This window comes from Paraburkholderia phenazinium (genome assembly GCF_900100735.1).
In the GTDB taxonomy this organism is placed as follows: Bacteria; Pseudomonadota; Gammaproteobacteria; order Burkholderiales; family Burkholderiaceae; genus Paraburkholderia; species Paraburkholderia phenazinia.
This window is the reverse complement of sequence record NZ_FNCJ01000010.1, coordinates 53827-67852: the sequence shown is the minus strand read 5'-3', so window position 1 is coordinate 67852 and position 14026 is coordinate 53827. Positions and strand designations below refer to the sequence as shown.

Sequence of the window (14026 nt, the reverse complement as noted above, 5' to 3'; positions counted from 1 at the left end):
TTGGGCCGTTTTTACTGAGGTAAAGCGTGGTGCTTGGGCGACTGCGCGGCGAGGGTGTGAGCCTGCTTAATTCCCGCTGCCGCGCGCGATGCGGCGTTGCTTGACCGCTTCGGCCAGACCTTCCAGCACGCCGATGCTTTCGTCCCAGCCGATGCACGCATCGGTCACGCTCTGGCCGTAGGTCAGCTCGCAACCTTCCTTGAGGTCCTGGCGGCCGGCGACCAGATGCGATTCGACCATCACGCCAATGATCCGCTCGTCGCCGCCGGCGATCTGGCGGCCGATGTCCGCGCACACCGGAATCTGGTTCTCGTGCTTCTTCGAGCTATTGGCGTGGCTCGCGTCGATCATCAGACGCGCCGCGAGGCCAGCCTTGCCGATATCGGCGCAGGCCGCGTTGACGCTATCCGCGTCGTAGTTCGGCGCCTTGCCGCCGCGCAGGATGATGTGGCAGTCCTCATTGCCGGCCGTCGAGACGATCGCCGAGTGGCCGCCCTTCGTCACCGAGAGGAAATGGTGCGGCTGCGAGGCGGCTTTGATCGCGTCGACGGCGATCTTCACATTGCCGTCGGTGCCGTTCTTGAAGCCCACCGGGCACGACAGGCCGGAGGCCAGTTCGCGGTGCACCTGCGATTCGGTCGTGCGCGCGCCGATGGCACCCCACGAGATCAGGTCCGCGATGTACTGCGGGCTTATCATATCGAGGTACTCGGTGCCGGCCGGCAGGCCGAGTTCGTTGATGCGCAACAGGAGTTCGCGCGCGGTCCGCAAGCCTTCGTTGATCTTGAAGCTGTTGTCCATGTACGGGTCGTTGATGAGACCCTTCCAGCCCACCGTCGTGCGCGGCTTTTCGAAGTACACGCGCATCACGATTTCGAGTTCGCCCGCGAAGCGCTTGCGCTGTTCGACCAGACGTCCCGCGTATTCGAGCGCTGCCTTGGTATCGTGGATCGAGCACGGCCCGATGATCACGATCAAGCGGTCTTCCATGCCGTGCAGGATGCGGTGCATCGACTGGCGCGAATGGTAGATCAGGTCCGACACCGCTTCTTCACAGGCGAATTCGCGGATCAGGTGGGCAGGCGGCGTGAGTTCTTTCAATTCTCGAATACGGACATCGTCGGTGTTATGCGGGGGCATGGTGGTTCTCCAGGATTCGGTTCGTAGCGTGTGCAGTGTGTTCGCGCAGGGCGAAAAAAAACCGCCAGACTCGCTGGCGGTTTTTCGGGAATTTCGGGTGCCTTACGTGCACTAACACCCCTCTCGATCCGCCAGCGGTCTGAGATGCCAGAAAAAGTAAAAGTAAAACTTGGAGGACATGGCGAAAGTAAGGTCGCAGGTCAAAAAGGGTGATTGACTTTATAACCCGGGCTGTCCCGGTTGACAACCTGGGGTGGCGAAAATGCGGGAAATCCGCACACTTCACTTAGTTGATGCGCGAAGTGTGCGTCTCTGAGTCAATCAGGCCGTTCCGCCGACCGTCATCTTCTCAATGCGCAGGGTCGGCTGGCCGACGCCCACCGGCACGCTCTGACCTTCCTTGCCGCACACGCCGACGCCCGAATCGAGCGCCATATCGTTGCCGATCATGGTGACGTACTTGAGCGATTCCGGGCCGCTGCCGATCAGCGTCGCGCCCTTGACCGGATAGGTCACCTTGCCGTTTTCGATCATGTACGCCTCGGAGGCGGAGAACACGAACTTGCCGTTGGTGATGTCCACCTGGCCGCCGCCGAAATTCACCGCATACAGGCCGTTCTTGACCGAGGCGATGATTTCCTGCGGGTCCTTGTCGCCATTGAGCATGTAGGTGTTCGTCATGCGCGGCATCGGCAGCGCGGCGTACGATTCGCGGCGCGCATTGCCTGTCACCGGCATTTTCATCAGGCGAGCGTTCAGCGTGTCCTGGATATAGCCCTTCAGGATGCCGTCCTCGATCAGCGTGGTGCACTGGGTTGGATTGCCTTCGTCGTCGATATTGAGCGAGCCGCGGCGGTTCGGCAGCGTGCCGTCGTCGACCACCGTGACGCCCTTGGCGGCAACCCGTTCGCCGATACGGCCGGCGAACGCCGACGAACCCTTGCGGTTGAAGTCGCCTTCCAGACCATGGCCGATCGCTTCGTGCAGCAGCACGCCAGGCCAGCCCGGCCCGAGCACGACCGTCATCGCGCCGGCCGGGGCCGGGCGGGCGTCGAGGTTGACCAGCGCGGCATGCACCGCGTCGTCGACATACTTCGACAGCACGTCGTCGGTGAAATAGCCGTAGTCGAAGCGGCCACCGCCACCGCCGCTGCCGATCTCGCGGCGGCCGTTCTGTTCGGCGATCACCGTGACGGAGACGCGCACCAGTGGGCGAATATCCGCGGCCAACGCGCCGTCGCTACGGGCGACCAGCACCACGTCGTATTCGCCGGCGAGGCCCGCCATCACCTGGGTGATGCGCGGATCGCGGCCGCGCGCCATCTGCTCGATGCGCTCGAGCAGCTTGACCTTGGCGGTCGCGTCGAGCGAATGCAGCGGATCGGACGGCAGGTACAGATCGCGCCCGGCAATGCCGGTCAGCGACGAGGCCACCTTGATCTTCTGCTTGCCGCCGCCGGCCTTGGCGATCGAGCGGGTGGCGAGTGCCGCCTGGCGGATCGCTTCAGGCGACAGATCGTCCGAATAAGCAAACGCGGTCCGGTCACCCGAGACGGCGCGCACGCCCACCCCTTGATCGATGCTGAAGCTGCCAGATTTCACGATGCCCTCTTCGAGGCTCCAGGCTTCGCTGCGGGTGGCCTGGAAGTACAGGTCCGCGTAGTCGATGCGGTGCGTGAAGATCTCGGCGAGCGTGCGGGTGAGCAGGGCTTCGTCGAGGCCGTAGGGCGTGAGGAGCACGTCCTTGGCGGTGGCGAGATTACGGATACCGGGTTCGATGATGTTCATGCGAAGTATGTTCTGCTCGATACAAAGGGGTTCGGTTGGCGCACGCGCATCGCATACATGGGTGGGCGGCGTCGGACTTTCAATGTCTGATTCAGTTTTAGCTCGTCAGCACGCGGTGGCGCCAGGCCGGCAGGCTCTGCCGGACCTCGTCGATGCGTGCTCGTTCGAGATTGCCGGCCACCACACCGGCGCCTTCGTCGCGTACCGCGACGATCTCGCCCCACGGGTCGATCAGCATGCTGTGTCCCCATGTGCGGCGGCCGTTCTCGTGCTTGCCGCCTTGCGCCGCGGCGAGCACGTAGCACTGGTTCTCCACGGCGCGGGCGCGCAGCAGCATTTCCCAGTGCGCGCGGCCGGTCGTATACGTGAAGGCCGACGGCACCACGATCAGCGCGCAATCGCCCATCCGGCGGTACAGCTCCGGAAAGCGCAAATCGTAGCAGACCGATAGACCCACCCGTCCGAATGGCGTCTCGAAGGTGCGGACCTCGTCACCGGGACGGATGGTGCGCGCCTCGTCGAACGATTCGTCACCTTTTTCGAAGTTGAACAGGTGAATCTTGTCGTAGCGTGCGGCTTCCTCGCCCTGCGGGTTGAACACCAGCGTGGTGTTCAGCACGCGGGTGGCTTCCGGCGCGGTCAGCGGCAGCGTGCCGCCGATCACCCAGACGCCGTGGCGGCGCGCCGCGTCCGCCAGAAAGCGCTGGATCGGGCCGTCGCCATAGGGTTCACGCACGCTGAGTTTGTCGGTGTCCTTGAAGCCCATGAAACAGAAGTACTCGGGCAGCAGGATCAGTTGCGCGCCGTCGGCGGCAGCCTCGGAGATCAGGCGCCCGGCTTCGGCGAGATTGCGCTCGCGATCCGGCGTACTCACCATCTGCAAGGCGGCGACGCGGAAGGACGGGCTAGGGGAGGTGGAGTAGGCGTGTTGTTCGCTCATGAGCGTTTCGAAAGACTCCCGGCTGGGCAGCACCAACCGCAGGTGCTGCATACGTCGATCAAGGCGGTACCGCCGCCGGTCCGCCACCGCAGGCGCCGTGAGCCCGCTGAGCCAACTGACTCAGGCCTCACTGCGCTTCCACGGCCGAAGCCGGCAGGTCCATCTTACCGCGATCGCCGTGCAACCGCTCGACGTGCGGTTTCGACCACGAACCGGTGATGGCGTAGTCCAGCGCGAACGCTTTCGAGATCGACTTCGACAGCGCGAAATCGGCCACCAGCGCGGCGAGCCCGAACAGCGGATTGATCACCGTAGCGGCCACCACGCCCGCGCCCGCGCTGACCGTCGGCACGACGTGCACGTACAGGTCCTGGGTTTCCTGGGCGAGGTCCACGGAGCCCGACATCTCGGCGCGCGCCGGTGCCGTGACCATCTTGAAGTTGTCCGTGCGGCCGATGCCGTCGCTGATCTGTCCGGTGCCGGTGACGCTCTCGAACGGCAGGCCCTCGCCGATCACGTCGCGGAAATTCAGCGTCGCGAAGCGCGCGAGGCTTTGCAGGCTCAGCACGCCCAGCAGCTTGGCGACGCCCGGATCGACCTTGAGAATCTGGCCATGGCGCAGATCCACCGAGAGGTTGCCGTTGAGCGTCGGGTAGTCGATCTGGGTCGGACCGCCGCGCCACACCACCTTGCCCGACAGCGTGCCGCTGCCGCCCTTGAGCGTGCGCGGCTGGCCGGCCTGTTCGAGCAGCGCGCCGGCATCCTTGATGTCGAGCTTGAAGTCGAACACGGTGCGCTTCGGCGTGTCTTCGTCGGCACTGGCGCCAAGGCGCGTCGAGGTGCGCCAGTTGGCGGTGGCGCTCAGCGTCGCGGCCGGGTTGCTGATGTCGAGCTTGTCCAGTTGCCAGACCGGCACGCCGTCTTCCTCGAAGTTGTGCGCATCGACTTCGAGGCTGCCGAAGTTGTGGCCGCGTACGATCAGCTCGTTCACCAGCAGATCTATCGACGGCATGTTCTGCGCCGGCGCCGAGATCGCCTGGCCGAGCAGGTCGTTTTCGGTAGCGGAGGGAATCACCAGCCGGGCGAGTCGCGCCTGCAGCGTGCCGGGCGAACCCTTGGTCGGGCCGGGCAGCCAGGCGACGTGCCCGGAGACCTGGTTCGACGCAACGTTGGCCTGCCAGTTGCCGTTGTCGCGCGAGGCGCCGACGATCACGCTTTCCCAGTGGCGCTTGAGCAGCGTCAGGGTGCCGATGTGTACGGCAAAGCGGTTCGGCAGGAACTGCGTCAGCGTCGGGTTGGGTGCGCTCGGCGCGCTGGCCGGGGTGGCGGGCGCGGCGGCTTCCTTGCTGCGCATCTGGGTCACGAGAGCACGCCATTGATCGGCGTCGAAGGCGTCGATGTCGACCGCGGCGATCACGCCTTCGGTCGGCAATTCGGCTGGCTTGTTGACGCCGACCGCGCCGACCACCACCGCCGGCGGCTGGCCGGGTGTGTGGCGCAGCAGATACGTGGCGGCGATCGGGCCGAATTGCAGATCGGCGCGCTGCAGGCCGGCGTCGCTATCCGAGGCGGCGGGCTTGAAGGTGAAATGCAGCGGCATCGGCTTGCCGACCGGCTTGTTGAAGGGCGCCGGGAAGTCGAGCGCGAGGCCGCTCAGGTCGGAATTGGCGGTGACGACCGGCAAACGGCCCTTGGCGCCGCTCACGCTCAGGTCATACGGCGCGCTGCCGCTCATGCGCGTGAGCACCTGGGCCGCCGGGCCGTGCAGGTTGAGCCCGCGGGCGGCATCGACGGCAATATGGCCGTTTAAATCAAGCGCATAGCTGCCGTTATTCTGCACGCCGCCGTTGGCATGCACGTCGCCGCCCAGGAACTGGCCGGCGAGCCGGTCGAGCTGGGCGGTGTGTTCGGTGAAGCGCACCTTGCCGGTCAGTTGCGACAACGGCGGCACATTGTCCATGCTCAGGCGGTTGTTCTGGAAGCCCACTGCGCCCTCGACGGCGATATGCGGCTTCGGCGTGCGCGGTACCGTCAGCTTCAACGCGAGCGACGCGGGCCCCTCGGCGCGCACCTTCTCGCCGACGTGCTTCGACAGGCCGCCGAGCGCGCTCTCGTTGACGTACTCGATCATGTCGGCGAGCGGCCCGTGGCCATCGCCATTGATCACGAGGCTCGAGGCCTTGGTGCCCAGATCGTCGATCTTGCCGCTGACCTTGTTGAGCGCGACCCGCTTATAGCGCGCCCGCTCGACATCGAAGCGCAACACGTTCTCTTTCAACTCGAAGGTGCCGTCGATATCGTCCAGCGGCGGCCACACATTCGGCGTCACGCCGTCCTTCATCTTGCGCGGTGGATACGGCGACGGGTCGAACTTGCCGCCCTTGAACGGCGCGACGATATGGAACACACCGGCGCTCGGGTCGCGCGAGTAGGGGAACCTGGTGAGGTCGCCGTGCACCTCGATTACCGCGCCGCGCGAGATCCCGGCTTGCAGCCCGTGACCGAGGTAGGTGCGCAGCTTCTCGCTGATGCTGGTGGGGAGGTAACGGACGATGCGCGCGACCTGGGCGTGCTCGAACTTTGCCGTCAGGTCGAGCGAGCCGCGGCCGTGACCGGGGTTGCTGTAGTCCGCCGTGACCGTGGCGGCGGTGTCCGCGTTGGCGACGCTCAGTTGCGGCACGGAAATGGCAAACGCCTTATGCGCTTCGCCCGGCGCGGCCGGCTTGACGGTCCAGCTACCGCGGCCTTGCAGGCGGTCGAATTTGAGGCGCGGGTCGTCGAACACACCCGGCAGCGTGACGGCCACATTGTTGGTATCGATCGTCATGACGCCGTGGGTGTCGTCGGCGTCCACTCTACCCCACAGGTTTTCGACGCCCGGCAGGCCCGCGCGCGGGTGCCCCAGCGGCGTCAGCCCCGGCGGCGGCTCCTGGGCGGCCACGCTGATGCCCTGCAGGTCCGCCTTGAAGCGGTAGCGCACGATCGGCTCGGAGCCGCTCGCGTTGTGCTCGCTGGCCGCTTCGCCGGAATCCGGCTTGGCCCGTTCGACCTCGATCAGATAGTTCGACACGAGGCCGCGCGGATCGAAACGCACCAGTTCATTGAGCAGGCGGCTCGACAGCGGCAGCGCACGGCTGAATTCCGCGAGAATCCCGAGGTCGACCCGGTCGCCGGTCACGCTGATCAACTGGCCGTGTTGCACCGACGGCCGGCGGTAGTGGCCGGTCAGCGTGGTGAGCGCGAGGATGCGGGTCAGTTGCGTGCCGTCGTCGAGCGGCGGCTGGCCCAGTTCGGCATGCAGATGATCGAGTTGCAGCGTGTAGTCGCCCGGCGCGATATCGAGTTTCCACGAGAAGCTTGCGACCGGCACATCGAGGCGCGGCTGGGTCGGACGCACGCGCAACGAGACGTTGGTGCCCGACAGTTCGCCGCTTGCCGACTTCATCTGGCCTTGCGCAAAGTCGATCCAGATAGCGTTGTCGATCCGCCCCGCGTTGGTCTCGATCGGGAAATCCATGTAGTGGGCGAGCGCGGGCAGATCGACGGGCCCCGTGGAGATATAGGCCTGCCCGGTCCAGTTGATCGGCTTGCCGATGGCCGACAGCCGCGCGTTCTTGAAGTGCGCGCGGAAATCGAGTGGGCCGTGCAGCACCTTGCCGTCCGGCGGAGCCTGCAGCGCGAGATGGTGGTCGTAGCCGTCGTTCAGGATGGCGAGGCGGATGTTCTGCAGCGCCAGCTCGGGCGCGTCGTGGCGCGCGTCGCGCCAGCGCAGCGTGCCGCCGCGCAGCACGATGGCCTGCTGCCGCAGCAGCCAGGAACTGAAGGTGTCGTTGCCGGTGTGGGTGCTCGGCACGGTGACGCCGGCCACCGAGAGCGAGCCGTCAGAACTGCGCTCGATCAGCACGTCGGGCTGATCGACAATCAGAGTGGAGAGAATCGGCTTGAACTGCCATAGCGAACTCCACGAGACGGTCGCGGTGGCGTGCGGGATGTTCAGCCCGAGCTTGCCGTCGCGGTCGCGAATCGTCAGATTGGTGACGTCGATGCCGGGCTGGAAGCCGGTCCAGTGCGGCGCGAGTTTGCCGATTTCCAGCTGTGCGTGGATCTTGTCGGAGACGAGGGCTTCGATGCGCGGCCGGAACGCATCGACGTGCGGCAGCAAGCCGTAGCGCAGACCCAGGAACAGCGCCGCCGCGATGAAGTAAATAACCAGCGCGATTGCCAGCAGCACTCGCAGGGTGTGGCGCAGCACTACGTGGTCGCTGCTGCTCACTGGCCTGACTTGTCCGGCTTCCTGTTGCTCGGCGGATTCGTTTCGCTCGGACATGCTGCGGCGGGGGTGGGCGTATGGTAGTTTTGCAGTCTAACGACGAAATGTAACACACGGGCCAGCCACGACGAATATCCGTCAAACCCTGTGCCCATGCCGCCTCGCGAGCAACGCGACGCGAGGCGACGCCTCGTGATAAGACGAATGTAGCAATCAGCGATCCAGACCTTCTGATGACCGACGCCTCCCTCCTGAGTTCCAGCTATTCACACTATGCGGCCCGTGGGTTCGCAGCCCGTCCCGAACTCGCCGGGCGGATCGCCGCGCTGGCGCAGGCGCCGGTCACCCGCGAGCGGATCGAGGCCCGCTTCGATGAGCTTTGCGCGGCACTAGCGGCCGCCAACGGCGGCTCGCTGACCGAAGATGCCTTGAAGCGCGCGCTGCGCCAGTTGCGCACAGAGGTGTTCTGCGCCGTGATGGAGCGCGATCTGGCCGGCCGGGCCGACGTCGCCGAAGTGACCGGCGCGATGACCGACCTCGCTGAAACCACGATCCAGCGGGCCATGGCGGTGTTGTCCGCCGATCTCGAAGTGCTCTACGGCGAGCCGCGCGGCCCCGAGGGCGAGCGGCTGACGCTCGGGGTGGTCGGCATGGGCAAGCTGGGCGGCCGTGAACTGAATGTTTCGTCGGATATCGACCTGATCTTCGTCTACGAGGAAGACGGCGAAACCGCCGGCGGCCAGCGTTCGCCGATTGCCACCCAGGACTTTTTTGCCCGCCTCGGCAAACGGCTGATCGCCGCGCTGGCCGAGGTGACCGCCGACGGTTACGTGTTTCGCGTCGATATGCGGCTGCGCCCGAACGGCGATTCGGGACCGCTGGTGTGTAGCCTTGGCATGCTCGAAGAGTATTTTTACGTGCAGGGCCGCGAGTGGGAACGCTACGCCTGGATCAAGGGGCGGCTTGTCTCCGAAGGTGGCAGCGAGGCCGCGCAGCGCCTGTCGAAGCAGCTCGATGCGATCGTCACGCCGTTTATCTACCGCCGCTATCTGGACTTCGGCGTCATCAGCGCGATCCGCGCCCTGCACTTGCAGATCCGCCAGGAAGCGCAGCGCCGCGCCTCGATGCGGCCGGACAAAGCCGACGACATCAAGCTCGGCCGCGGCGGGATCCGCGAGATCGAGTTTAGCGCCCAGGTGTTCCAGTTGATTCGCGGCGGTCAGGACGCGGGCTTTCGGGTGCGCCCGACGCTGGCCGTGCTGCGCCACGCCGCGGCGCATGGTCTGATCGCGCCGGCCGTGTGCGTGGCGCTTTCGCAGGCCTATCGCTTTCTGCGTGAACTCGAACACCGCCTGCAGTACCGCAACGACGCACAGACGCACGCCATGCCGGTCGATCCGGACGAACGCGCGGCGCTCGCGCATGCCATGCGCTTCGACGATTACGCGGCGCTGATGACGAAGCTCGACGCGCACCGCGAACTGGTCGAACAGCAGTTCGACCAGATTTTCGCCGATAAGGTGAGCGGCCGCGACGGCTGCGGCGCGCCGGAAGACGGCGCGGCGGCATGGGTCTGGAGTAGCGCGCTCGCCGACGATAGCGCGGACGCAGCGCTGCACGCGCGTCTGGTCGAGCTGGGGATTCCCGAGCCGGACGAACTGCTCGCGCGGCTGCGCGCCGTGTGGAATTCGTCGCGTTACGCGGGGCTTGCCGAGCGCAGCCGGCAGCGCTTCGACATCGTCGCGCAACGGGCGCTCGAAGCGGCGCGCACGTTGGAGCCGCCCACCCGGCGCGGCGATACGGTGGCGCGCTTCTTTGACCTGCTCGAAGCGGTGAGCAGGCGCGGCGCCTATCTGGCCTTGCTCACCGAGTATCCGCAGGCCTTGCACCGGGTGTTGTCGGTGCTGGGCGCCTCGCGCTGGGCGGCCGGCTATCTGCTTCGCCATCCGCAACTGCTCGATGAACTGCTCGACGACGAGGCGATTGCCAGCCCGTTCGACTGGCCCGAGTTCAAGCGCACGCTGCGCTTGCGCCTCGCGGCGGCGGATGGCGTGGAGCAGCAGATGGACCTGCTGCGCCACGCTCACCAGGCCGAAGTGTTCCGCATTTTGCTGATCGATCTGGCCGGCAAGCTGAGCGTGGAGCACGTCAGCGACCGGCTCTCCGAACTCGCGGACGCCGTGCTCGACGTGACGCTCGAGGCGGTCTGGAAGCAGTTGGCCAAACGGCACCGCGAGGTGCCGCGCTTTGCCGTCATTGCGTATGGAAAGCTGGGCGGCAAGGAGCTGGGTTACGCATCCGACCTCGACCTGATCTTCCTCTACGACGACCCGGACGACGCAGCGGCGGACGTCTATTCGACCTTCACGCGGCGCCTGATCACGTGGCTCACGATGGCCACCGGTGCCGGCACGCTGTTCGACGTGGATCTGCGGCTGCGGCCGAACGGCGAATCGGGCCTCCTCGTCACGGATCTGGACGCGTTCAGGCGCTACCAGTTGCGTGAAGGCGATGCGGCCAATACGGCGTGGGTCTGGGAGCACCAGGCGCTGACGCGGGCGCGCTATTGCGCGGGCGATGCCGAGATCGGCGCCCGCTTCGAGGCGATCCGCGAGCAGGTCTTGACCACACCGCGTGAGGCCGGGCCGCTCGCCAAGGAGATTGTCGAGATGCGCGAGCGTGTCGAGGCAGGGCATCCGAACCGGACCGAGCTGTTCGACCTGAAACACGATCGCGGCGGCATGGTGGATATCGAATTCACCGTGCAGTACTGGGTGCTGCTGCACGCGGCGCGAGATCCCGAACTGATCCGCAATACCGGCAATATCGCTTTGCTGCGCGAGGTGTCGCGTTTCGGGATGATGAGCGCGGAAGAGGCCGAGACGGTCGGCGCGGCGTATCGCACTTATCGCAAGCTGCAGCACAAGCTGCGCCTCGATGGCATGGAGAAGGCGCGGGTCGAGCCGGCGGCAGTCGGGGCGGAGCGGCAGGCGGTGCTGGCGCTGTGGAAGCGCGTGTTTGGGGGATGCGCTGCGTAAGCTTCTGATGACCTTGGGGTGACCTTGGGGTGACCTTGGGCGGCGCCCTTCGGGTCAAGGGCGCGCGCGACTGAGCGAATAGCTGCGTGTCCCCTGAGGCCGACGGTTGCCTACGCCGCCAGCATCTCCTTGGCGTGCTTGCGGGTGGTGGCGGTGATCTCCAGCCCACCCAGCATGCGTGCCACCTCCTCGATGCGGCTCGCCTTGTCGAGCGATGTCACGCTGCTGACCGTGCCGCCTTTCTTGTTAGACGCTTTCGCCACCTGGAAATGATGGTCGCCACGCGCGGCCACTTGCGGCAAGTGCGTCACACACAGCACCTGGCGGGCGCGCCCGAGCTGATGCAGCAGCCGTCCGACCACTTCCGCGACGCCGCCGCCAATGCCCGTATCCACTTCGTCGAAGATCAGGGTCGGCGTCGGGCTGGCGGCGCTGGCGATTACCGCGAGCGCGAGGCTGATACGCGCCAGTTCGCCCCCCGACGCGACTTTGGCGAGCGGCCGCAGCGGCACACCGGCATGGCCGGCCACGCGGAACTCGACCTGCTCCAGCCCGTGTGCGCCGCCTTCCGGCAGCGCGACCAGGGCGACTTCGAAGCTGCCGCCTTTCATCGACAGTTCCTGCATGCCGGTGGTGACCGCCGAGCCCAAGGCCTTGGCTGCCTTGGCGCGCGCCTTCGAGAGCAGCTTGGCTTCGGCCAGATAGGCTTCCTTCGCTTTCGCCTCGGCGGCGTGCAGGCTTTCCAGATCCGCGGCGGCGTCCAGCGCGGCTAGTTGCGCACGGCGAGCCGCGTGTTCTTCGGGCAGCGTTTCCGGCTGCAGACGGAACTTGCGCGCGGCCGAATGCAAGGCGTCGACGCGTTTCTCGATCTGGGCGAGCCGGTCAGGATCGAGCTCCAGCCGCTGCGCGTAGTGGCTCAGCGAATAGGCCGCTTCCTGCAACTGGATTTCGGCCGGCTCGAGCGCAGCAAGGGCATCGTTCAACGCCGGGTCGATTTCCGCCAGATCGCGCAGCTTCGAGACGATCGAGGCGAGATGCGTGATCATCGCCTCGTCCGATTCGGACAGCGCGTTGAGCGCGCCTTGCACGCCGTCGATCAGATTGGCCGAATGCGACAAGCGGTTGTGTTCCGCGTTGACCTCTTCCCATTCGCCCGGTTGCGGGGCGAGCTTGTCGAGTTCGGTCAGTTGCCAGGCGAGCCGCTCGCGCTCGAGTTGCAGTTCGCGGTCGCGGGTCCTGGCCGTTTCCACCGCTTGCATCTTGTCGCGCCACGTGCGCCATGCGCGGCTCACGGCGGCGGCCTTGTCGACGAGGCCGGCGTGGGTGTCGAACAGTTCTCGCTGCGCGTCTGGGCGCATCAGCAACTGGTGGGCATGCTGCCCGTGAATATCGACCAGCATCTCGCCGACCTCGCGCAGTTGCGTGAGCGTCGCTGCGGTGCCGTTGATGAAGGCACGCGAGCGGCCGTTCGCATCCACCACGCGCCGCAGCATGACCGTGTTGCCGTGCGGATCGACGCCGTCTGCGCCATGCACGCCGTTCGCACCGACGGCGCCGCCTGAGGCCCCTGGCGTGGCGAACGCTTGCTCGTCGAGCCATTGCTCAACTTGCGCGTGGGTTTCGAATTCGGCGGTGATGTCGGCACGGGCCTCGCCGGTGCGCACGACGCTGGCGTCGGCGCGGGCGCCGAGCGCTAGCGCGAGAGCATCGATCAGGATCGACTTGCCGGCGCCTGTTTCACCTGAAAAAACCGTAAAGCCGCTGTCGAATTCAAGATCGAGCGCGGCGACGATGACGAAGTCGCGTATCGAGAGGTGGCGAAGCATGGAGGTCGTGTGGTGGCTTGGGTTACCGGCTGCGGCCAGGTGCTCAGGATTCGTTCAGGGCTTGATGTCGTCTTCGTGCGACGGGTATTCGTTCCAGTGCAGCTTCTTGCGCAGCGTCGCGAAGTGGCTGTGGCCGATCGGGTGCAGCAACGGCACGGTATGGCGCGAGCGGCGCACTTCGATTGTGTCGTTGTGTTCGAGCGCGGTGAACGACTGCATGTCGAAATTGACGTTCACGTCGCGGCCCGAGACGATCTGGATGCTGACCTTCGAGTCGTCCGGCAGCACGATAGGGCGGTTGGACAGCGCGTGCGGCGCAATCGGCACCAGCACGATGCCTTGCAACTGCGGATGCAGGATCGGCCCCGACGATGACAACGCGTACGCGGTCGAGCCGGTCGGCGTGGCGACGATCAGCCCGTCCGAGCGCTGGTTGTACATGAAGCGGCCGTCCACGGCCACGTGCAGTTCCGCCATTCCTGAGAAGCCGCTGCGGTTCACCACCACGTCGTTGAACGCCAGCGCGTGGTAGATCGGGTTGCCGTCGCGCATGATGCGCGCTTCGAGTAGCATGCGCTCCTCGCGCTCGAAGTGGCCGCCGAGCATCTGCGGGACGATTTCCTGCATGTCGGAAATCGGGATGTCGGTGATAAAGCCGACCCGCCCGTGGTTGATACCGATCAGCGGCGTGCGGTAGGGCGCAAGCTGGCGGCCGATGCCGAGCATCGTGCCGTCGCCGCCCAGCACCACGGCCACGTCGGCGCGCGCGCCGATCTCCGCCGGGCGCAAGGCGGGGTATTCGGTCACGCCGATCTCGGCGGCGGTTTCCGCTTCGAACACCACCTCGAAGCCGCGCTTCGCGATGCACGAGGCGAGCGCGGTCAGCGGCTCGCCGATGCCTGGCGTATTGCTGCGCCCGACGAGCGCGACGGTCTTGAACTGGCTGGTAACTTGCATGCCGGCATTACACCATAGGTGGGGGCTGAAAAGAACCGTCCGCGGCCACATGGGCGGCCGGCGCGGG

General features: G+C 66.1%; 7 protein-coding genes. 1 reads left to right on the top strand and 6 read right to left on the bottom strand.

What is annotated here, in order from left to right; genetic code table 11:
- Positions 1-66: 66 nt before the first annotated feature.
- The 4 genes from aroG to BLQ92_RS21860 all read right to left on the bottom strand — a co-directional run bounded on the left by aroG (position 67) and on the right by BLQ92_RS21860 (position 8195).
- Positions 67-1140 carry a 3-deoxy-7-phosphoheptulonate synthase AroG gene (gene aroG, locus BLQ92_RS21880; RefSeq protein ID WP_090686627.1) on the bottom strand — a complete coding sequence of 358 codons (1074 nt, stop codon included), beginning with the start codon at positions 1138-1140 and terminating at the stop codon, positions 67-69.
- Positions 1141-1461: 321 nt separating this feature from the next.
- Positions 1462-2928 (bottom strand): metalloprotease TldD, encoded by a 1467-nt coding sequence (gene tldD / locus BLQ92_RS21870; RefSeq protein ID WP_090686626.1) that lies wholly within the window; start codon positions 2926-2928, stop codon positions 1462-1464.
- 97 nt (positions 2929-3025) lie between these two features.
- Positions 3026-3868: a carbon-nitrogen hydrolase family protein gene (locus tag BLQ92_RS21865; protein ID WP_090686789.1), complete on the bottom strand. Its 843-nt coding sequence runs from the start codon at positions 3866-3868 to the stop codon at positions 3026-3028.
- Positions 3869-3995: 127 nt separating this feature from the next.
- Positions 3996-8195, bottom strand: a complete 4200-nt coding sequence (locus tag BLQ92_RS21860) for a YhdP family protein (RefSeq protein ID WP_090686625.1) — start codon at positions 8193-8195, stop codon at positions 3996-3998.
- A gap of 176 nt (positions 8196-8371) precedes the next feature.
- Between BLQ92_RS21860 and glnE the strand changes: the two genes are divergently transcribed.
- A complete protein-coding gene (gene glnE, locus BLQ92_RS21855) occupies positions 8372-11176 on the top strand; it encodes a bifunctional [glutamate--ammonia ligase]-adenylyl-L-tyrosine phosphorylase/[glutamate--ammonia-ligase] adenylyltransferase (protein ID WP_090686624.1) in 2805 nt (934 codons plus the stop codon).
- A gap of 110 nt (positions 11177-11286) precedes the next feature.
- Here glnE and recN read toward each other — a convergent pair whose 3' ends face one another.
- Entirely contained in the window at positions 11287-13002 is a 1716-nt protein-coding gene (gene recN / locus BLQ92_RS21850; protein ID WP_090686623.1) for a DNA repair protein RecN, read from the bottom strand.
- A gap of 54 nt (positions 13003-13056) precedes the next feature.
- Positions 13057-13959, bottom strand: a complete 903-nt coding sequence (locus tag BLQ92_RS21845) for an NAD kinase (RefSeq protein ID WP_090686622.1) — start codon at positions 13957-13959, stop codon at positions 13057-13059.
- Between the last annotated feature and the right edge of the window lie 67 nt (positions 13960-14026).